Origin of the sequence: Planotetraspora thailandica (assembly GCF_016863335.1) — a bacterium.
GTDB classification, from domain to species: Bacteria; Actinomycetota; Actinomycetes; order Streptosporangiales; family Streptosporangiaceae; genus Planotetraspora; species Planotetraspora thailandica.
On sequence record NZ_BOOR01000034.1, the window covers coordinates 37,006 to 57,064 of the forward strand.

Below are 20,059 nucleotides of genomic sequence, written 5' to 3' on the forward strand. Positions count from 1 at the left end.
CACAGACAGACGGGACGGCCAGGTGACCCTCTCAGCGGATCTGCACGCTCTCGGACGGCCGATGCTCGACGCGCAGCTCGCGCATCCCACGGTGCGCGGCATCGCATCGGGCGACCTGCCCGAGCCGGTGTTCCGTTCGTGGCTGGAGCAGGACTATCTCTTCCTGCTCGACTACGTGCGGGTCTTCTCCCGGCTGGCATGGCAGGCGCCGGACGACCACCTCGGCGACCTCGTGGACCTCGCCCACTCGACGTGGCACGACGAGCTGTCGCTGCACCGGTCGATGTCGGCGGGGTTCGGCGCCGATCTGAGGAACGCGCGGAAGGGGCCCGCGTGCGCCGCGTACACGGACTTCCTGCTGCGCTCGGCCGCCGACTACGGCGAGGGCCTCGCCGCGTTGTACCCCTGCATGTGGGGCTACTCGACGCTAGGGCGCATCCTCGCCGAGAACCCACCGGCCGAGCCCCGCTACCGCGCGTGGGTGAACACCTACGCCGACCCCGGGTTCGCCGCACTGGCCGAGCGGATCGCGGGGATGATCGACGAGGCCGCTCCCGACGCCGCCAGGGCCAGGGAACTGTTCGCCGAGGGCATGCGACACGAGCTGGCCTTCTGGGACGTTCCCTGACCGCCGGGCCGCCGTTTACTGTGGGGGCATGCCCGAGCTACCGGAGGTGGAGGCGCTCGCCGAGTTCCTCCGCGAGCGTGCCGTCGGCCATGCCGTCCTCGGCGTTGACGTGGTGGCCTTCCAGGCGTTGAAGACCGTGGACCCGCCGGTGAGCGCGCTCGGCGGGGTCGAGGTCACCGGCGTCGCCAGGCACGGCAAGTTCCTCGACGTCGACTGCGACGGCCTGCACTTCATCACCCATCTGGCCCGCGGCGGCTGGCTGCGCTGGCGTGACGACCTGTCGGGCGCCAAACCGGTGCGCCCCGGCAAGGGTCCGCTGGCCGTGCGCGTACGGCTCTCGCCCGACGAGGACGGCCGGGCGCCCGGCTTCGAGCTGACCGAGGCGGGCACGCAGAAGCGACTGGCCGTCTACGTCGTGCGGGATCCCGCCGAGGTGCCCGGCATCGCCGGTCTCGGCCCCGACCCCCTGGCGGAGAGTTTCACCCCCGAGGTGCTCGCGGGCATCCTCGGCGGGAGCCGTACGCAGATCAAGGGGTTGCTGCGCGACCAGAAGGTGATCGCGGGCATCGGCAACGCCTATTCCGACGAGGTGCTGCACGTCGCGAAGATGTCGCCCTTCAAGATCGCTGCGACGCTGACCGCCGAGCAGGTGGCCGGCCTTCATGAGGCGATCGTGACGACCCTGCGCGACGCGGTCGGGCGAGCCAGGGGTCTCGCGGCCAAGGACCTCAAGGCGGAGAAGAAGTCGGGTCTTCGCGTGCATGGCCGTACGGGGGAGAAGTGCGACGTGTGCGGCGACACGATCCGTGAGGTGTCGTTCGCCGACTCCTCCCTGCAGTACTGCCCGACCTGTCAGACGGGCGGCAAGCCCCTCGCCGACCGCCGCCTGTCCAAGTTGCTCAAGTAGGGCCGAAAGCGCTGCCGGACAAAGATGATCTCGAGTTGTGTGGTCGGCCGATGTCGAGATTGTCGGCGATGAGGGCTTCGAAGAAGCGTTCGGAGCAGCGCGAAAGATCCTGGACATGATGGAGCTCGCCTACCGGGTCGAGGCGATCGGTGAGGGAGCCGACACGCCGGCCCTTCGCCGGAAGCAGGACTTTAAAGGCAGAAAAAGCAGAGGTACTCGGCGGCGGAGGGGGCGGGTGAATACCTCTTCACCCTGGTAGGGGACACCGTCCGCATTCGTGAGGAAGGCGAACGTGAACCTGTCGGAACGGTGCCCTATCCGGAGTTCCGCGACTCGACGGCGAGGTTCCTGCACCAACTCCTTGGTGACCTCTGCGGGCGCTACCCGGAATTGGTGCGGAACCCAGTGATCGTGGATATCCGTCGCCGAGTCGCCGCGCGAGTCTGAAGTGAAGGGAATGCCCTGCTCACTCAGCAGGGCATTCCCTCGACGGCGGCAACGGGGTGGCGGTGAAAAGCGGGCGTCATAGGGACCACGGCGGTGTGATGGTCGTGTCGCCGATGAAGCCCTTCACCCCGGCCGTGGTGCAGCACAGGAACTCCAGCGGTTCGCTGTCCGACGCGTTGCCGATCGTGCCGGGCGTGTGCGCGGGGAAGATCACGGCGTCTCCCGGGCCGGCGACCAGGGGGTGACCGCCGATCGTCGCGGCGAGGGCGCCCTTCACCACGACCAGCACCTCCTCGTGGGTGAGGCTGTGCTCAGTGCCCGACTTCCCGGGGGGCACTTCGGCACGCCAGACGGCCAGTTCGCTCGATCCTCGGGACGGCACGGCGAGCGAGCGGAAGGTGATGCCGTCGAACTCGTGAACCTGAGCGCCGGCCAGCGTGGCCACGGCCATCTTCGCCTCCTGATATGGTCAATTGCATTGACCATAAAGTAAACGCGGTTGACCATTTCGTCAAGGAGGGAACGATGGCGCGCAGACGAGGCGAGATCCCGCTGCTCATCGCGATGGCGTATCGAGCGATGACCGACGAGCTCCACGCCCGGCTCGACGCGCAGGGACGGGAGCCGCTGCGGCCGGCGCACGGGTACACGTTCCGGTTCCTGCTCGGGCATGACGACGCCATGTCGGTGGACCTGGCCGAACACCTCGGCGTCACCAAGCAGGCCGCCTCGAAGATCGTGGCGGAGCTGGAGGGGTGGGGCTACGTCGAGCGGCGCCCGCATCCGCACGACGGACGGGCCCGGGTCGTGGGGTTGACCGCCAAGGGCCTGGCCTACGTCGAGGAGGCCGACCGGATGTGGGGCGAGGCCGAGGACCGGTGGGCGGCGATCATCGGCGAGGAACGGCTCGACCGGCTCCACGACGACCTCCTCGGCTACGTGGAGGCGGCCGGCGACCGGGCGGCGCTTCGCCCGGTCTGGTGAACCCGATTCGGTAGGGGCTCCATCTGGAGGTATTTGGCCAGATAGCCGGTCTTGGCGCGTTCCATTCCGCGTTGTGACATGTCCCTCCTGCCAAGTAAGCCCAAGCGCGTCACCCAAAGCGTCACAATGAACTCATGACGATGCCTGAGGTTGAGGCGAAAGCCGTGCCCGACGACGCGTACCTGCTGGACGTGCGGGAGATCGACGAATGGCGGGCGGGCCACGCTCCCACCGCCGAGCACATCCCGCTGAGCAACCTTCAGCAGCGGGTCGACGAGGTCCCGCAGGGGCAGCCGGTCTACGTGATCTGCCGCGTCGGCGGCCGGTCGGCGCAGGCGACCAACTGGCTCAACCACGTGGGCCGGGAGGCGATCAACGTGGACGGCGGCATGCAGTCGTGGGCGGCCGCGGGCCTGCCGATGGTGAGCGAGACGGGTCAGCCGCCGTACGTCGCCTGAGGCTTTCTTGGACAATTCCTGATCAGATGTCATAATCCCGTTCAACATTTCAATACCGCGGGAGCTCGGGCGAAACCGGGCTGAGAGGGCGGCTCCTCGACGAGGCGCGCCGCCGACCGCCTGAACCTGTCCGGATAATGCCGGCGTAGGGAGAGTGCGATGACGTCTGCGCTTGTCGGTTCCGAGCACGCCGAGGTGCCGCTGACGCTCCAGGAAGAGGCTCCCAAGACTCTGGGTCTGCTCGACCAGGGCGCGTTCTGGGCCAACCTCGGCGTCAGCCTCCTCGGTTTCTCGGGGGCGTTGTTCCTGCTCGATCCCCTCGGGGGCAAGCCGCTCACCTTCACCGGCGCCGTGCTCGCGGCCGTCGTCGGCAGCCTCATCGGGACGGCGATGGTCGGCCTGGCCGCCATCCCCGGCGTGCGCACCGGTAAGCCTGCGATGGTGCTGCTGCGCGGCCTGTTCGGCGCCCGCCTGTCGTATGTGCCGACCGTGCTCAACATCGTGCAGATGCTCGGCTGGGGCGCCTTCGAGCTGTGGGTCATCGCATCGGGAGCCCAGGCCATCTTCGGCACGGCGGCGCCGTACGCGGTGTGGGCCACGCTGGCGGGAGCGGTGACGATCGCGCTCACCATCTGGCCTCTCGGCGCGGTGCGCCTGCTGCGGCGGTACGTCACGGCGGGCGTCGTGATCGCGATGATCTGGTTGTCGGTGGCGTTGTTCAGCCGCGGCCCGTCCTTGGCGGGCGGCTCGTGGGATGCCTTCGCCCCCGCCGTCGACTACGTGATCGCCCTGTCGGTGTCCTGGGTGCCGATGGCCGCCGACTACGCCCGGCACTCCAGGTCGAGCCGCACGGCCTTCGGCGGCGTCGTGGGGGGATACACCATCGCGCAGGTCGCGTGCCTGGCGCTCGGCATCGCGGCGCTGGCGCTGGTCGGCAACGACTCGGACAAGGTGTGGGACCCGTTCGTGGCGGCCCCGCTCGGCGCGCTGTTCTTCGGCATTCTCGTGCTGCGTGAGGCGGACCAGTCGTTCGCCAACGTGTACTCCACGACGGTCTCCCTGCAGAACCTCATGCCGCGGGTGGACCGGCGGGTCATCTCGGTGGTGATCGGCGTGATCACGATCGGCATCGCGTTGTTCGCCGACGTCAACTCCTACGGCGCGTTCCTGAGCGTGATCGGCGCGGTGTTCGTGCCGATGTTCGCCGTGCTCGCGGTCGACTACTTCCTGCTCGGCGGGGCCTCGCGGTGGAACACCTCGGAGGACGCCCCCTCGCGCTGGCTCATGGTGGTCCCGTGGGTGCTCGGCTTCGCCGCCTACTGGGTCGTGAACGCGACGGAGACGGTCGGCTGGTGGGACACCGTCTGGCAGAACGTGCGCTCCGCGATCGGCTTCTCCCACCAGCCGTGGATGAACGCCGCTCTGGCCGCGTTCCTGGTCGCCGGGCTCGTGACGCTGCTCGTCGGCAAGGTCAGCCGGAAGCCGGCCTCCGTGTAGCGAGGGCGACGCCCGAGCCGCTGACCACGAGCCCGAGCACGATCAGCGGGGTCAGCGGCTGGTGGAGCACGATCCAGGACAACACGGCCGTGACCGACGGCGTGAGGAAGAACAGGCTGCTGGCCCGGCTCGCCTGTGACCGGCGCAGCATGACGTAGAGCAGGGTGAACGCGCCGATCGAGTTCACCAGGGCGAGCCACAGGACCGCGGCCGTGAAGGGCCCCCACGCCGTCACGTGGGGGGTCTCCACCGTCAGGGCGAGCACGCCGATGACCGGGACGCTCGCGAGGAGCTGTACGGCCTGCCCGCTGCGCAGGTCCATGTCGGAGGCGAAGCGCTTCTGGTAGAGCGTGCCCAGGCTGAGCCCGAGCAGCCCGGCTGCGCACAGCAGCAGCGCGGGGCCTGTGGACGACAGCTTCTCCGCCACCGCGAGAACGACGCCCACGCCTCCCAGCGCGAAACCGGCCCACTGCCGTGGCGACACGCGTTCGCCCAGCAGCGGCACGGCGAGGATCGCGGTGAGCATCGGATGGAGTCCCTGCACGAGCGCCGCCACGGCCCCGGTGATCCCCAGCGATATCGCCGTGTAGAAGGCGCCGAACTGCACGGCCTGCAGGAGCAGGCCCGCGACCACCACATGGACGAGCGCCTTCCCCCGTGGCCACGGGGCGCGGAAGACCAGCGCCGCTCCCGCGAGCAGCACCCCTGCGAGCGCGAACCGGGCGAGCGTCAGCAGCAGCGGGGGCGCCGCCCCGACTCCGATCACTCCCGCGACGAACGCGCTGCTCCACAACACGACGAATCCCGTCGGGACCGCGGCGCCGGCCAGGGTCCCTGCGGGGGCCTCGGAGCTTCGCGTGGCGACCATGCTCTTTCCTTCCATAACCACTCAAGGTGGTTATTACGATTGCGGGGCCGCCGATAACCTGTCAAGCCGGTTACGATGTGTTGGTGTTCATGTTCTTGAGCGGCAACCTGGCCCTGGACTTCGCGGGCACGGTCGGGCATCGCGACACCGACCGCCAGGAGCTCATGGGCACCCCCGATCTGCTTGCGTCATGGGTGACCGCCGCTGGCCTGCTTGACCGGCCTCCCGTGGTGGGCGACGACGACTACGGCCGTGCCGTACGGCTGCGCGAAGCCGTCTACCGGCTCGCCGTGGCCCCGCTGCGCGGCCGGGGACGAGAGCCGGGGGACGTCGCCCTGGTGAGCGGTCACGCGGCCCTTCCCGCCGTACGGCCGGCGCTCGTCATGGAGGACACAGGTGAGCTGCGGCTGAGCCGTACGGGGGGAATGGACGAGGTGCTGGCCTCTATCGCGCGGTCGGCCGCCGAGCTCCTCGGCGGGCCGGACGCGGCGCGCGTGCGCGAATGCGCGAGCGCGCCGTGCACGCGCCTCTACGTCGACGCCTCGCGCGGCGGGTCACGCCGGTGGTGCGGCATGCGGGAATGCGGCAACAGGGAGAAGGCGGCGAGCTTCCGCGCCCGCCATCGTTCCCTCTGAACCGGTCGTCGCTACGTCGGGCGAGTGTTGAGCGTCAGCCCTGAGCGGCGAGCGAGGGCAGCCCTTCGAGGCGGAGCAGATGCTCCTTGGCCGCCGGTCCTCCCGCGTAGGAGCCGAGCGCCCCGGACGAGTCCACCGCCCTGTGGCACGGGACGAAGACGCACACCGGATTGCCGGTGAGGGCGTTCGCCACGGCGTGCAGCGCCTGCGGCCGTCCGATCCGTTCGGCGATTTCCTGATATGTCGTGACGCTTCCGTACGGCACGGCCAGCATCATCTGCACGACGGTCCGCGTGAAGGACGTGACGAGGTGGAAGTCGACCGGCGTGGTGAACGTGCGGAGCCGTCCGGCGAAATAGGCGTCCAGCTCCCTCTTCACCGGATCCAGACGCCGCGGATCGGGACCGATGAACGACCCGATGGCCCGCGAGATACGGAGGAAGACCGCGTGCTCGTCGTCGTAACTACAGGCCACAACGCCTCGCCCGGTGACCGCCAGCGTCAGGCGACCGACCGGTGTGTCGGTGGTGCCGAATGCGACCTCGGGCGGGCTCTCGCCGACGTACCCGGGTGCGGTCACGCGCAGCAGGGCTTCGAGGTCCCCGGAGGACATGGCCCCACTTCCTCTCATTACGTGAGTGAAGCGTATCGGAGGAGTTCCCACCCAGCCGAAAAGCCCAAGATCACCGTGTGAAAGAAGGCACCATGGGGGCGTGGGTGATACCAGGGCGCAAGACGCGGACGGCGACGAAATCGCCCGTGCCGTGGTCGCGAGTTCTCCTGACGCGATCGTCGCTCTCGACCGGGACCTCGCCGTCCTCAGCTGGAACGCCGCGGCGGAGCGGCTGTTCGGCTGGCCGGCTGAAGAGCTGCTGGGCAGGCGGGCGCCTCTCGTCCCCGCCGAACTGATGGCCGAGCACAACGCCGTGCTCGAGCGGGTGCGCACGGGCGGTTCCGTGTCGTTACGCACGCGGCGCTTCCACCGCGACGGCCGGCTGCTCGACCTGCGGGTGGACACCAGTGCCCTGCGCACCGCCGCCGGCGCGCTGCTCGGATACGTCAACGTCTTCCACTCCACGCAGGACGACGACGTCGCCCGTGGGCGCGTCGTCAGGCGCGCCCGCCTGGTGAACCGCCTGACCGACGTCGTCGGCGACATCAACGCCGAGCTCGACCTGCCCCTCGTGCTCGACCGCATCGCCGCCAGCCTCGCCGAGCTGACCGGGGCGGACGCGGGCGGCTTCGTCTCGATCGAAGGCGAGCATCTGCGGCTCGTCGGCGTTCACGAGCTGCCGGAATCGATGCGGGGGACGACCGCCGACCTGCACACCAGCCTCGTGGGCAAGCTTCTGCGCACCGGCAAGACCGTGTTGCTGGAGACCGGCCCCGAGGGATTACAGGACCTCATCTGGGCCCAGCTGCCCGGCCTGCACACCATCGCCGTCGGCATCGCCGCCGTCGGCGGGCGTCCGTATGGAGCGCTCTACGCCCTTTTCGCCACGCACAAGGCGAGCCATCTGGAACTCGAACTGCTGGAACTGCTCGCCGGTCACGCCGGCATCGCCGTCGGCAACGCCATGGCCTACCAGGACGCCGTACGGCAACGCGCCCACGAGCGTGCCGTGTTCGACGCGAGCGCGGACGGCATCGCCGTACTCGACGAGGCCGGACGGGTGATCCAGTGGAACCCCGCGGCGGCCGAGCTCACCGGGCTGCGAGCCTACGAGCTGATCGGCGGGCCACCGCCCTTCCCGCTGCCCGCTCTCGGGGAGAAGCTGACCATCCAGCTCTCCTCCGGACGCTGGCTTGACGTGCTCAGCGCGGAGATCCAGGAGACCGGTGAGAGCGTCATCGACTTCCGCGACGTGACCAGGGCCAAAGAGCTGGAGGAGGCCAAGGACCTGTTCCTCGCGACGACCAGCCACGAGCTGCGCACCCCCATCACGATCGTGCAGGGCTTCGCCAGCACGCTCGACTCGCGATGGGACAACCTGGCCGACGGAGAACGCCGGGCCGCCGTGCACACCATCGCGGAGCGGGCCAGGTCACTCGGCCAGCTCATGGACCACCTGCTGCTCGGCGCACGTGCGGGCGCCGACGAACTGAAGGTCAAGGTGGAGGCCTTCGACCTGGCCGAACGCGTCCGCGTGGCGACGCTGGGCCTGCCCGTGCTCTCGGACAGGCACCGGGTCGAGGTGGACATCCCCGTCGGGTTGCCGCCCGTCTACGGCGACGCGCTGGCGACCGACATCGTGCTCGGGCAGCTGCTGGAGAACGCGTTCAAGTACTCCCCCGACGGCGGGCTCATCCGGGTCGAGGCGTGGACAGAGGACGATCTCGTGGTGCTCGTCGTCGACGACGAGGGGGTCGGGATCGCGCCCGCCGACCGGGAGCGGGTCTTCGAGCGGTTCGTCCAGGCCGACAGCGGCAACCGGCGGAGATTCGGCGGGGTCGGCCTGGGTCTCTACATCGTGCGGAGCCTGGCCAGGGCCCAGGGGGGAGACGTCTGCGCCCTTCCACGGCCGGGCGGGGGAACCCGGATGAGGGTCGTTCTGGCCGCCGCCGGCTCCTTACCTGATTCGACACACCGGAGGGGTAACGAGGTCGCCACGTAAGAGCTGATCTATTGTCCAATGTGCACAAGCTGTGATCGGAGCCCGGTTTCCTGACCGGGTGAACGGGGCATTTCGGTCCTACTGGGAGACTCGTCTCCTCTGGGGGAAACGGGATATCGGGGAGGATCGGGGAGGTGAGTGCGTCGAGCGTCGTGATGTTGCCCTATGCACTGGCCAGCGTCGCCGCCGCACGTCAACGCCTCAGCGCAGAGTTGCTGGCGGGAGGAATGACCGTCGGCACCGTGGACGATGTGGTTCTCGTGATGAGCGAGCTTTTGAGCAACTCCCTCCGGCATGCGCATCCCCTGCCATCAGGCCAGCTCAAGGTGGCATGGATCTGCTCCGACGACCAGGTCGAGGTGTCGGTGAGCGACGGAGGCGCGGCCACGGAGCCGCGGGCCGCCAGGCCCACCCTCTCGTCCCTCGGCGGGAGAGGGCTCGGGATCGTCGAATACATCGCCGACCGGTGGGGCGTACGTCACGAAGACGAGTCGACCACGGTGTGGGCCGTCGTTCAGGCCTCCTGGCCCGCCCGAAACGGCGAGCCGAGGACGACCGGAACTCCGGCCCTCCGCGAGGTGGGTTAACGGGACATCTTTCCGACCACGGTGATCGCGGCAACCACGCCCGCCGCGATGATCGCGATGATGAGCAGGAACTTCAGGGTCGCGAACAACGCGGGGATCACGAATCCGAAGATCAGCCAGAGTGCGAGGAGGATCCCCACGACGGTCAGTACGGTACGGGCCATATCGACAAGGTACGGCTCCCCGCCCTCCCGTGCGAGCGTGATCCTCGATCTCACCTACGAAGCGGATTCGGTGCCACAAACCAGGCAGAAGAACTCGTGGGTTTCACGTGAATCACCCGTTCCCCCGGCTTTCCCCTGAGCTTTCCCCTTGGGCGTGATCATGCAGAAGTTCGCGGATGTGCCCGCCCACCTGCGCTTTCATCGCGCGTGATCATGCAGAAGTTCGGTCACATGGTCGCCGACCTGTGGCAATGCAATTCGTGATCATGCAGTTCTTCGTTCTCGGCTCGGCTGGCCTGGCCGTACATGTTTCGTGATCATGCAGTGCGGCGAGTCGCCCGTCCTGTACGGAGGATCGCCGAACGTTGCATGATCACGATAGGCGTTGTGGCAGGTCGGGGAGTGTCCGCCCGAGGATCTGCATGATCACGAAAACTGTTCACACAGGTCGCGGGGGTGTGACCGAACTTCTGCATGATCACGGATAGCGAGGCCGCAGGTCGGCGGGCGTGTCGGTGAACTTCTGCATGATCACCACCACGGTATGGATCATCGCGGGGTGAGGGTCACCATGAGGGGCTTACGGTCTGGTGACACGACTCGGGGTTGGCATGAAACGGCCATACCGTGGGGGTATGTCTTCTCGAGGAGTCCGATGACTGGCAATCCCGCACGCGTCCTGGTCGTCGACGACGATCCGACGGTGGCAGAGGTCGTCGCCCGCTACCTTGAGCGCGACGGTCATGAGGTCGAATGCGTCGGAGACGGCGCGGAGGCGCTTCGCCGGGCCCTGGCCGATCCGCCTGACCTGGTGGTTCTCGACCTCATGCTGCCGAAGATGGACGGCCTTCAGGTCTGCAGGAAGCTCCGTGAGCGTTGGCCCGTCCCTGTGATCATGCTGACCGCCCTCGGCGAGGAGATTGACAGGGTCGTGGGCCTGGAGACGGGCGCCGACGACTACGTCACGAAGCCGTTCAGCCCGCGTGAGCTGGCGTTGCGGGTCCGGTCGGTGCTGAGACGCGCCCGGGGTGCGCTGGTGCCGACGGGGACGGGTGTGCTGCGCGACGGCGACCTCGTCGTCGACGTCGGCGCGCACGAGGTCACGGTCGGCGGGAAGGAGATCACCCTGACCGCCCGGGAGTTCGACCTGCTCGCCTATCTGTTGCGCAATCCCCGCCAGGCGTTCAGCCGCATGGCGTTGCTCGACCAGGTCTGGGGCTGGTCCTTCGGCGACACCTCCACGGTGACCGTCCATGTGCGCAGGCTCAGGGAGAAGATCGAGCCCGATCCGACCGATCCCCGGCGCATCGTGACCGTCTGGGGCGTCGGGTACCGATACGAGCCTCTGACATGATCCTCCAGATCATCGCCGTCGCCGGTGGCCTCGGCCTGATCATCGCGGCCCTGGGGCTGGTCGTCATGCGCGGCCTCCGGCGCCGGTCGATCGGCGTGATGCTCGCCGTCGTGGCGGTGGTGACGGTGACCGCCACGCTCGCCGGCGTGGTGGCGATCACCATGGAAATGATCATCGATGGTCGTCCCAAGAACATCGTGCTCACCGTCGTGACCATCGGCGGGCTCGTCGGCCTGGGGGTGGCGCTGATCAACGCGAGACGAGTGGTGATGGCCAGCCGCCGCCTGGTGGAGGCGCTCGACCAGGTGTCGCCCTCCGGACGGTTCCAGCCGCCGGACGGCCCGCTGCCCGCCGAGCTGGAGACCATCAGCCGGGCCCTGGAGCAGGCGTACGAACGGCTGCGGCTGGGCAGAGAACGCGAGCAGGCACTGGAAAGCGCCCGGCGCGAGCTCGTCGCCTGGGTGAGCCACGATCTCCGTACGCCTCTGGCCGGCATGCGGGCCATGGCGGAGGCGCTGGAGGACGGGGTGGCCGACGACCCGGACACCGTGAAGCGCTACCACACCCAGATCAGGGTCGAGGTCGATCGCCTGTCCAGCATGGTGGACGACCTCTTCGAGCTCTCTCGCATCCATGCGGGCACGCTGCGGCTGTCGCGCAACAAGGTCGGCCTGGGAGACCTCGTCGCCGACGCCCTCGCCGGTGTGGAGCCCCTCGCCCGCGCCAAACGGGTCCGCCTGTCGGGCGAGGCCGACGCCGTCCTTCCCGTGAACGCCGACGCGGGCGAGCTCAGCCGTGCCGTACGGAATCTGGTGGTGAACGCGATCCGCCACACTCCGGCCGACGGCACCGTCTCGGTGCGGGCGGTGGCCCGTGGGAACGTCGCCACCGTGTCGGTGCTCGACTGTTGCGGGGGCATCCCTGAAGACGACCTGCCACGGGTGTTCGACGTGGCGTTCCGCGGCGAGGCCGCCCGCACCCCCGGCCCGGACGGCGGCGCCGGGCTCGGCCTCGCCATAGCCCGCGGGATCGTCGAGGCGCACGAGGGCGAGATAGGCGTGATGAACGAAGGGCCAGGCTGCCGATTCGAGATCCGGCTGCCCCTTTCTGCGTGAGCCGGATTCGCACGGCAGGCCTGGCCGTACGCGCTGGACGGCGCGTCAGAGGCCGGACGGTTCCTCGCCCGGCACCGAGGGAGGGCCGGTCTCGTCGGGCGACAGGAAGGCCTCGGTCATCGCGCGGAAGCTGGGACACGGCCAGCGCCACATGCAGCTTCTGCACCGCAGGATCGGGTGGGCCGCGTCGCTCGTGATCCCTCCGGCGTCGCGTGGCTGATGCAGATCGAGCAGGCGGATTCCCAGCTCGGTGAACACCAGCAGCTCTTCCCGCGCATCCGAGAGGAACTCGAGATCCTCCCCGGACAGCCGCGCGCTCACCGGGACGTAACCCTCGCGGTTGATCAGCGGCTTGAGCGGCTCGGCCGTCTCACGCCACGACGACGCCTTGTCGGTGCGGACCTGGATGCCCTCCAGTCGCTCCCTGAGCCTGCGACGCGGAGAATCCTCGGGAAGTTCACTGTTCATCATGCTGTGGGGCCCACAGTGCTCGGCACCCGTCCTCCTTCTCGAAGCGACCACCAAGACGCGGAGGTTCCGGGCCCCCATCCGGCCAAGCCGGCGTCACATACCGTCAAGCTTCGCGCACTACGGGTGTACGCGCTGCCCGAATCGGGGACAAAGCGCGAACGACTCTTCGGTAATCGCTGAGGAACGTGACCCGGGGCCGGTACGGCGCTAATGTGCGCCTCGTGGAGCTCAAAGTCGCGACGCAATCCCACGCCGGTCACGCCGTCATGGCTGTCGCCGGTGAAATCGACCTGTACACCGCTCCCCGGCTGCAGACGGAGTTCACCCGGCTGCTCGAGACCGGGCCGGACCGCGTGGTCATCGACATGTCCGAAGTGGAGTTCTGTGACTCCACCGGCATGAATGTTCTGCTGTCCGCGCTCAAGCGTTTGCGCGAGCGAGGAGGCAGTCTGGAGGTGGCGGCTCCGAGGCCGGCGGTACGGAAGATCCTCCAGGTGACCGGCCTGGACTCGGTCTTCACCGTCCACGACACGGTGCCCGCCGATCTGCTCACGGCCGAACAACAGGGATAGCTGCACATGAGTGAACTGGTGGTGCCACCCCCCGACACCGCTGTCGTCATCCCGGCCAAGGACGAGGCCGACCGGATCGGCGCCACCGTGACCGCTGCCCTGAAGTTGCCCGGAGTCGACCTCGTGGTCGTCGTGGACGACGGCTCGGCCGACGAGACCGGCCGGGTTGCGAAGGCGGCCGGCGCACGGGTCGTACGGCACAGCAGGAACAAAGGCAAGGCCGCCGCGATGGAAAGCGGGGCGGAAGCCGTACGCCTGCTCGATGACGAAATCGCGCGGCACCTGCTGTTCCTCGACGCGGACCTTGGAGAGACGGCTGCGGCGGCGCTTCCGCTGATCACTCCGGTTCGCGCCGGCGAGGCCGACCTGACCATCGCGGTCTTCGCGACGCGGGTCAAGCTCGGCGGGCATGGCATCGTCGTGCGGCTGGCCCGTGACGGGATCAAACGACTGACCGGCTGGGAGGCCACGCAGCCCCTGAACGGGCAGCGGTGCCTGACCCGGGCCGCGTTCGAGGCCGCGCGGCCGCTGGCGCACGGCTTCGGCGTGGAGACCGGGATGACCGTCGATCTGCTCGGCAAGGGATTCCGCGTCGTCGAGGTCGAGGTCGAGATGGCCCACCGGGCGACCGGCACCGATTGGCGGGCGCAGATGCACCGGGCGAAACAGCTCCGGGATGTCGGAAGGGCTCTGGCCGCTCGCGAGCCGGTGGTCAAGCAAGGCCGCGAAGCCATCAAGCACAGCAGAGGCGGACTCCGCCCGCGTTCATGATCCACCCTCCCGCCCCTCCTGGGCGTGATCATGCAGAAGTTCGACGATGGCTGGCGTGAGCAGGCGTTTCCCGGGCCGTGATCATGCAGAAGTTCGTGGATGGGCGGTCTGACCAGCCCATATGCCAACCGTGATCATGCAGAAGTTCGCGCTGGCGTGCTCTGGCCGGCCACGACACCAGTCGTGATCATGCACGGATTCTCCTAGTGTTACGCCCATTGGCGGCGACAGCTGCGGACGATCATGCGGGGAAGGCGTCGTCGTGCATGATCACGAATCCCATCCGCCCAGGTCGCCGGGGGTGGTGGAGAAGATTTGCATGATCACGTTACGAGAAATGCCTGGTCACGATGCATCTAGCCGAACTTCTGCATGATCACGCTCAGTGTTTGGGCTGGTCAGACCGCCCATCCACGAACTTCTGCATGATCACGGCAAGAGTTGAGGGAGCTCACAGCGGGTGCGCGCGAACTTCTGCATGATCACCCCCAAGGGTGGGCTGAATTGATCACGCCCAAGGTGTTGACCAAGTTGATCACTCCCAAGGTTGTTGCCGGCCCCAGAGTGGGGGTGGTGGTCGGCGGGGGGTCGATCGTGGCGACGATCCTCATCGGGTTGCTCGGGCCTTCGGCCATGGTGCCGCCCCTTCGGGGGCCTTCCTGGCAGCCGCCCTATTCGCTCGGCGTGGCACCTGACGGGCACCTTGTCATCGCCCTGGCCGCCGCCGCCATCGTCCTCGGCGCGATCGGCCTCGCGATCGGCCTGCGCCACGCATGCCGCATGCCCCCCGCCAGATGGCTCCTCCTGGCGGGCTGTCTCGCGGCCGTCGTGCTCGCGTTCCTCCCCCCGTCGGGTTCCGCCGACCATCTCAACTACGCGGCTTATGGGCGTATGGTCATGCTCGGCCACAACCCCTATGTGACCGTTCCGGCTGATTTGCCCGGCGATCCAGTCATCGGGGCCGTGGAGGAGTGGGGGACGGTCCCCAGCGTCTACGGGCCGGTGGCGACAGCCGTACAGGCTCTCGCCTCTTTCGTCGGGGGCGACTCGCTCCGGCTGACGATCTTCGTGATGGCGATCGTCAACGCCGCCGCCTTCATCGCGACCGCGCTCGTCCTGCACCGGTTCACCCGGCACGACCCCGTTCGGCAACGCCGCGCCGCGCTCCTGTGGACGGCCAACCCGCTGATCATTTACCACCTCGCGGCGGGCATGCATCTCGACACCCTCGCGATCGCGTTCATGGTCGCCGCTCTCGTCGTCGCCCGCGGCAAAGGCATCCTGCTCGGCCTCGGCATCGCCGTGAAGGTCACCGCCGGCCTCGTCGCGTTAGGCCCGGCCTGGGAGCTGCGGCGCTCGCCGCGACGGCTGGCCGTCGTCGCCGGCTCGGCGCTCCTGACCGTTGTCGTGGCCTACCTGCTCGCGGGGCCCGACTCCCTCGACCAGGTGCGCAGCGCCAGCCAGTCGCTCTCGCTCGCGACGCCGTGGAAGCTCGTCCAACACGCCGCCCAGGCGCTCTTTGGCCCCGGGGCCTACCGCGTGTGGATCCAGCTCGGCTCATATGCCCTGCTCGCCGCCCTGGCCGTCATGGTGCTGCGTGCGCTGCGCGCCGACGGGCCGCTGGACGCCCCGCGGGTGGCCCTCGCCTTCGCCGTCGCCTGGTTGTTCGCCACGCCGTACGTGTTGCCGTGGTACGACGGGCTGGCCTTCGCCCTGCTGGCGCTGGCGGCCTGCCCCGCGCTCGAAGCGTTCATGATCGTACGGCTGGCCGTCTTGTCGCTCGGCTACCTTCCGGCGCGGCAGGCGGACCAGCCGCCCGACCTCGGGTGGCTGGTCAGCGTCGTCCGGTCGCAGGTGGTGCCGTGGTGCCTGCTGGCGCTGACGGTCCTGCTGGGCTGGTGGGCGTGGAAGACGTCGAAAGCTGCAGGGCGCGCACCGACGCGGTCAGCGTGAGGGGCACGGCCACGGTCAGCGCCATCGCGGGGATCGCGATGCCGGAGTCGTTGACGAGGAACCCGGCGAGGGCGGCGGTCAGCGCCCCGAAGAGCCCGGGCCGCAGCGCGGGGGCGTGGCCGTACGCCTGGCTGAGCGCCGGAGCCCCCCACTGCGACGGCCGGTAGAGCACGAGGAACAGGAAGGCCAGGGCGACCAGCGACAGCAGGGTCAGGGGCAGGTTGCCGAGCGTGTGCAGCATGGCCCCGAGCTTGCGGCCGACGACCGAGGCGCCGTCTCCGTCGACGACCTGCTGGACGAACGTGCCGAGGTGGGTGCGCTGGTCGGCCGGGCGCAGCCAGTCGGCGACGGCGATGAGCGCGATCGCGACGAACCCGCCGACGGCGACCAGTGCCAGCTTGATCACGGAGACGCGGCGTCCCGTGACCAGCAGCATGAACACGGCGAAGCCGAGGATGAACGACGGCACGCCACCGAAGTCGGCCCCCCAGCTGGGCCAGCCGTCCGCGAAGATCGTCAGCAGGCCGTAGGCGAGGCACACGCCGACGGCCAGGAGGCGCCGGTTCCTGAGGACGTGGGCGACCCCGGCCAGCAGCAGGATCGTGCCGGTCGAGTAGACGGCGAACGCCATGTTGCCGAAGCCGTAGAACCTCCCGCCGGTCACCGGCTCATATCCCGTGACGGCGTTCACCTGGAGCGCGGAACCGGTCATCACGTCGGCCAGCAGCGCGAGCGAGCTCACACCGGCCACGACCGTCAACGGCCCGAGCACGTGGCCGCGCCACGGCCCGGCGAAGGCGATTCCCGCGATCACTCCCGCGAAGCCCAGGATCGTGACGCACAACGCGGCCATCGGGTGCGGCATGCCCCACCACGGCACCAGCTGTGCCAGGAAGGTCGACACCGGGATGGCGCCGCTGACCACCGCGACGACCTGGGCGGCCGCGAACATCCGCCGGTGCCGCCTGATCACGACCGCGGCCAGGCCGTAGAACAAGAGCTGGATGACCACGAGGGCCAGGAAGAACGGCTCCCTGACGTCCTTGAGCACCTGGCTGGCCAGGTCGTCGTCGGCCAGCCTGCTCACGGCGTCCTTCGCCGTGACGGAGCCCCCGGTGGGCTCCCAGGGCCTTCCGACGACTCCCTCCGGCGTGCCGAGCCCGAGCACGTGGGTGACGGTGGCGGTCACGTCGGTGATGGTGACCAGCGCCTCCTGCCGCGTCGACGACGCGGTCAGCCACCCCGGCTCGTACGGCTCCCGCACGCCTGCGGCGTCCACGCCCGGGCCGGTGGCGATGGCCAGGTGCAGATGGGCGGCCGAGCCCGAGTCGGACAGGCCCGCCACGAGCACGGTCGAACCGGAGGGCACGTGGGCGAGGATCTCGCCGACGGTGCGGTCGGCGGCGGCCGCCGCGCTCTGGCGGTCGGCTCCGCCGCGGTCCCACGCCTGGGCGATCTGCCCGGCCTCCGCGACGACGAGGTTGTACGGCGTCAGGTCGGGCAGCTCACTCGGCGAAGCCGCATATTTCGCGACTTTTCCGCTCTTGTCGGCGGCGGCCAGCGTCGCCCCCGGCCCGATGGCGGCCACCTTCCCGCCCGAGTCGGCGACGGTCTGGCCGAGCAGGCCGATGTCGGCCTTGTAGGAACCGGCCTTCTGGAAGGCCACCAGGTCGGCCCATCCCGGCACCGTCGCCGAGCCGTCCGCACCCACGACGGGCGTCGGCACGGGGCCGCATGCCGTGCCGCCGGCGCCCGCCCGCTGACCCGCCGAGACCGTCAGCCAGCCCCCAGTGGGGCACGTGACCGGCAGGCCCTCCGGCGGGATCGTCCGCGTCGACAACGACGCCACGCCGCCCTTGCCCGCCAGGCTCCACAGATTGGGGGTGCGCGCGGAGTCCAGGTCGTTCCACTGGACTCCGGGGACGCCGATGAGGACCACCCGGCCCGAGGGCGCTCCTTCGACGACAGAGGCGGACGCGGGCGCCGTGATCGTCACCACGCCCACGAACGCGGCCAGCAACGCGAGGACCGCGGCGCCGACCAGTGAGAGGACCCCTGAGAAGCGCTGGGCACCGTGCACGGTTCGCGGTCTCCTGTTACGTGAGCGGGCTGGCGGGTGCGTGATCCCGGCGAACGGGACAGGCGATCGTGCGCCGAAGCGACAGGAACTGGACAGAGTCCACGGTAGCCTCCCTCATCATGACGACTGGCCGGACGACCATGATCACGAGGGCCGTGAGGGTGTGGGCGCCCTACCTGGTCTCGTTGCTGATCATCGCGGCCGCCACCGCGCCGTTGATCGACTATTGGCTGACCAACCCGGCCGACCAGCGTCTCGTCGATCTGGACGTCTACCGTACGGGCGGCTCGGCGCTCCTGCTCGGCGTTCCGGTCTACAGCGTGATCACACCGGCGCCGCAGCTGCTGCCGTTCACCTATCCGCCGTTCGCCGCGATCCTCGCCGTCCCGCTGGCCGAGATGTCGTGGCCCGCCGCGCAGTGGGTGTGGACCGCGGCCATCGTCGTCGTGCTCGCCGCGACCGTCGGGTTCGCCTTCAGGCCGCTGCTGGAGCGCTTTCGGGGGCGTCTGGCCGCGCCGGCGTTGTTCACCGTCTTGACGGTCGCGTGCTTCTACATCATGCCGATCAGAGACCAGATCAGGTTCGGTCAGGTTGACCTGTTCCTCGTGGCGTTGTGCCTGCTCGACTGCGTGGTGCGCAAGCCGTGGTGGCCGCGCGGGATGCTGATCGGCATCGCCACCGCGGTGAAGCTCACACCGGGCGTCTTTCTGATCTACCTCGCGGTCACCGGGCTCTCCCGGCGCGACGGCGACAGGGAGAACAGGAACGCGCTGTTCATGGCCGTGTTCACGGCCGCCCTGCTCACGCTGCTGCCGTTCCTGGTGATCTTCCACGACGCGAAGGACTTCTGGTTCTCGGCCCTGCTCGACTCCGAGCGCCTCGGCGCGAACGCCGCCACGACCAACCAGTCGCTGCGCGGCATGCTGCTCCGGCTGTACATGCCCGGCTGGCTGACCGCGGTGATCTGGCTGGCCGCCGCCGCGGTCGTCGGCTGGTACGGCTTCCGCGCCGCGAGGAGGGCGTTCCTCGACGGCGACGTCATGACGGCGGTGGCGCTGACCGGGCTCATGGCCGTGTTGCTGTCGCCGGTCGCGTGGATCCACCACCTCGCGTGGGTGGTGATCGTGCTCGCGGCGCTGGCCGGATCAGGGAAGGACCCCAGGCGGCTGCTGGTCGCGGCCGGGGCCTGGCTCTATTACGTGCTGCCCATCCCATGGTGGGGGGTCTCCATCAAGGCGCTGGAGATCCCCGTTGTCAGCCCGGTCATCGGCAAGATCGTGCAGAACGGCTTCGGGCTGGGCGCGATCGGCCTGCTGTGGTTGCTCGCGTCCTGGTTGCCCCGGCGGCGGAGCGCCGGACCGGCGGCCTCACCGGTTCGCGGTGCGACACCTTGACCGAGTCGTTACGCTCGGTCACGTGGCGGTTACCGTTGTGCTGATGGTGGGGGTCTTCGCAGGAGCGACCGGAGTGGCGCTCGGCCTGCTCGCGCTCAAGAGCGCACGATCGTCGGTCGAGAAGTGCCTCGACGTGCTCGCCCGGCGCAGCGCCGTCGAGGGCGTCATCGACAGCCGGTCCATCCGCGACGTGGCGGTCTACCGATATGACGCGCTGCAGGAGATGACGGGCCGGTTGTCCTTCTCCGTGGCCCTCATCAACGGATTCGGCGACGGCATCGTGCTCACCTCGATCAACGGCCGGTCCGAGACGCGCACGTACGTGCGGTCGGTGTCGGGAGGCAAGGGCTGCCAGCCGCTGTCGCCCGAGGAGGAGCAGGCGGTCAGGGCCGCCCGGCTCGGTCTCGGCCCCGAGGTGGAGCCCGAACGCCTCCGCGGCCTCAAGACGGTGACGTCCTCCTGACCTCCTCCCGGAAAAAAGGCCGACGGCGGGATCGGTTTGCGAGGTGCGAAAACGGGTGGAATCGGTTGAGTCGTTGGTGCGGCGGCCACCTCGCCA

General features: G+C 69.1%; 21 protein-coding genes and 1 riboswitch. Of the genes, 15 read left to right on the forward strand and 6 right to left on the reverse strand.

Annotated features, from left to right (window positions below; genetic code table 11):
• Positions 1–22 precede the first annotated feature (22 nt).
• The gene (locus tag Pth03_RS22550; RefSeq protein WP_239119272.1) at positions 23–628 is read left to right on the forward strand and encodes a TenA family protein; all 606 of its coding nucleotides are present in this window, start codon (positions 23–25) and stop codon (positions 626–628) included.
• 28 nt (positions 629–656) lie between these two features.
• On the forward strand, positions 657–1,535 hold the full coding sequence (locus Pth03_RS22555) for an Fpg/Nei family DNA glycosylase (RefSeq protein WP_203946342.1): 879 nt from the start codon (positions 657–659) through the stop codon (positions 1,533–1,535).
• A gap of 523 nt (positions 1,536–2,058) precedes the next feature.
• On the opposite strand, the gene Pth03_RS22560 is transcribed toward Pth03_RS22555, so the two are convergent.
• Positions 2,059–2,433, reverse strand: a complete 375-nt coding sequence (locus Pth03_RS22560; protein ID WP_203946343.1) for a cupin domain-containing protein — start codon at positions 2,431–2,433, stop codon at positions 2,059–2,061.
• Positions 2,434–2,507: 74 nt separating this feature from the next.
• Between Pth03_RS22560 and Pth03_RS22565 the strand changes: the two genes are divergently transcribed.
• The 3 genes from Pth03_RS22565 to Pth03_RS22575 all read left to right on the forward strand — a co-directional run bounded on the left by Pth03_RS22565 (position 2,508) and on the right by Pth03_RS22575 (position 4,921).
• Entirely contained in the window at positions 2,508–2,966 is a 459-nt protein-coding gene (locus tag Pth03_RS22565; protein WP_203946344.1) for a MarR family winged helix-turn-helix transcriptional regulator, read from the forward strand.
• Positions 2,967–3,100: 134 nt separating this feature from the next.
• Complete coding sequence (locus Pth03_RS22570; RefSeq protein WP_203946345.1) at positions 3,101–3,424, forward strand: rhodanese-like domain-containing protein; 324 nt, start codon at positions 3,101–3,103, stop codon at positions 3,422–3,424.
• 47 nt (positions 3,425–3,471) lie between these two features.
• Positions 3,472–3,594, forward strand: a riboswitch (TPP riboswitch).
• Positions 3,584–4,921 carry a purine-cytosine permease family protein gene (locus Pth03_RS22575; RefSeq protein ID WP_203946346.1) on the forward strand — a complete coding sequence of 446 codons (1,338 nt, stop codon included), beginning with the start codon at positions 3,584–3,586 and terminating at the stop codon, positions 4,919–4,921. (Overlaps the previous riboswitch by 11 nt.)
• On the opposite strand, the gene Pth03_RS22580 is transcribed toward Pth03_RS22575, so the two are convergent.
• Positions 4,896–5,789 (reverse strand): DMT family transporter, encoded by an 894-nt coding sequence (locus Pth03_RS22580; protein ID WP_203946347.1) that lies wholly within the window; start codon positions 5,787–5,789, stop codon positions 4,896–4,898. The two genes, Pth03_RS22575 and Pth03_RS22580, sit on opposite strands and share 26 nt — an antisense overlap.
• Positions 5,790–5,878: 89 nt before the next feature.
• Here Pth03_RS22580 and Pth03_RS22585 point away from each other — a divergent pair, with 89 nt between their 5' ends.
• Positions 5,879–6,424 (forward strand): CGNR zinc finger domain-containing protein, encoded by a 546-nt coding sequence (locus tag Pth03_RS22585; RefSeq protein WP_239119300.1) that lies wholly within the window; start codon positions 5,879–5,881, stop codon positions 6,422–6,424.
• Between the two features lie 34 nt (positions 6,425–6,458).
• Here Pth03_RS22585 and Pth03_RS22590 read toward each other — a convergent pair whose 3' ends face one another.
• Positions 6,459–7,037: a methylated-DNA--[protein]-cysteine S-methyltransferase gene (locus Pth03_RS22590; protein ID WP_203946348.1), complete on the reverse strand. Its 579-nt coding sequence runs from the start codon at positions 7,035–7,037 to the stop codon at positions 6,459–6,461.
• Between the two features lie 100 nt (positions 7,038–7,137).
• Here Pth03_RS22590 and Pth03_RS22595 point away from each other — a divergent pair, with 100 nt between their 5' ends.
• Both Pth03_RS22595 and Pth03_RS22600 read left to right on the forward strand, forming a co-directional pair.
• Positions 7,138–9,039: a PAS domain S-box protein gene (locus tag Pth03_RS22595; RefSeq protein WP_239119273.1), complete on the forward strand. Its 1,902-nt coding sequence runs from the start codon at positions 7,138–7,140 to the stop codon at positions 9,037–9,039.
• A gap of 134 nt (positions 9,040–9,173) precedes the next feature.
• A complete protein-coding gene (locus Pth03_RS22600; protein WP_203946349.1) occupies positions 9,174–9,626 on the forward strand; it encodes an ATP-binding protein in 453 nt (150 codons plus the stop codon).
• Here Pth03_RS22600 and Pth03_RS22605 read toward each other — a convergent pair.
• On the reverse strand, positions 9,623–9,790 hold the full coding sequence (locus Pth03_RS22605) for a hypothetical protein (protein ID WP_203946350.1): 168 nt from the start codon (positions 9,788–9,790) through the stop codon (positions 9,623–9,625). The genes Pth03_RS22600 and Pth03_RS22605 overlap by 4 nt on opposite strands.
• Positions 9,791–10,445: 655 nt before the next feature.
• On the opposite strand from Pth03_RS22605, the gene Pth03_RS22610 reads away from it, so the two are divergent.
• Entirely contained in the window at positions 10,446–11,144 is a 699-nt protein-coding gene (locus Pth03_RS22610; RefSeq protein WP_203946351.1) for a response regulator transcription factor, read from the forward strand.
• Positions 11,141–12,259, forward strand: coding sequence for a sensor histidine kinase (locus tag Pth03_RS22615; protein WP_203946352.1), 1,119 nt, complete (start codon positions 11,141–11,143; stop codon positions 12,257–12,259). The genes Pth03_RS22610 and Pth03_RS22615 overlap by 4 nt, the downstream gene beginning before the upstream one ends.
• Positions 12,260–12,304: 45 nt before the next feature.
• On the opposite strand, the gene Pth03_RS22620 is transcribed toward Pth03_RS22615, so the two are convergent.
• Positions 12,305–12,730 carry a hypothetical protein gene (locus tag Pth03_RS22620; protein ID WP_239119274.1) on the reverse strand — a complete coding sequence of 142 codons (426 nt, stop codon included), beginning with the start codon at positions 12,728–12,730 and terminating at the stop codon, positions 12,305–12,307.
• 221 nt (positions 12,731–12,951) lie between these two features.
• Between Pth03_RS22620 and Pth03_RS22625 the strand changes: the two genes are divergently transcribed.
• The 3 genes from Pth03_RS22625 to mptB all read left to right on the forward strand — a co-directional run bounded on the left by Pth03_RS22625 (position 12,952) and on the right by mptB (position 16,026).
• Positions 12,952–13,302: an STAS domain-containing protein gene (locus Pth03_RS22625; protein WP_203884330.1), complete on the forward strand. Its 351-nt coding sequence runs from the start codon at positions 12,952–12,954 to the stop codon at positions 13,300–13,302.
• 6 nt (positions 13,303–13,308) lie between these two features.
• Positions 13,309–14,073 (forward strand): glycosyltransferase, encoded by a 765-nt coding sequence (locus Pth03_RS22630; protein WP_203946353.1) that lies wholly within the window; start codon positions 13,309–13,311, stop codon positions 14,071–14,073.
• A 522-nt stretch (positions 14,074–14,595) separates the two neighbouring features.
• The gene (mptB, locus tag Pth03_RS22635; RefSeq protein ID WP_239119275.1) at positions 14,596–16,026 is read left to right on the forward strand and encodes a polyprenol phosphomannose-dependent alpha 1,6 mannosyltransferase MptB; all 1,431 of its coding nucleotides are present in this window, start codon (positions 14,596–14,598) and stop codon (positions 16,024–16,026) included.
• Here the strand turns inward: mptB and Pth03_RS22640 are convergent.
• Entirely contained in the window at positions 15,908–18,106 is a 2,199-nt protein-coding gene (locus Pth03_RS22640; RefSeq protein ID WP_239119276.1) for a hypothetical protein, read from the reverse strand. The two genes, mptB and Pth03_RS22640, sit on opposite strands and share 119 nt — an antisense overlap.
• 119 nt (positions 18,107–18,225) lie before the next feature.
• Between Pth03_RS22640 and Pth03_RS22645 the strand changes: the two genes are divergently transcribed.
• Both Pth03_RS22645 and Pth03_RS22650 read left to right on the forward strand, forming a co-directional pair.
• Positions 18,226–19,500 carry a glycosyltransferase 87 family protein gene (locus Pth03_RS22645; protein ID WP_239119277.1) on the forward strand — a complete coding sequence of 425 codons (1,275 nt, stop codon included), beginning with the start codon at positions 18,226–18,228 and terminating at the stop codon, positions 19,498–19,500.
• Positions 19,501–19,522: 22 nt separating this feature from the next.
• Complete coding sequence (locus Pth03_RS22650; protein ID WP_239119278.1) at positions 19,523–19,963, forward strand: DUF4446 family protein; 441 nt, start codon at positions 19,523–19,525, stop codon at positions 19,961–19,963.
• Positions 19,964–20,059 lie beyond the last annotated feature (96 nt).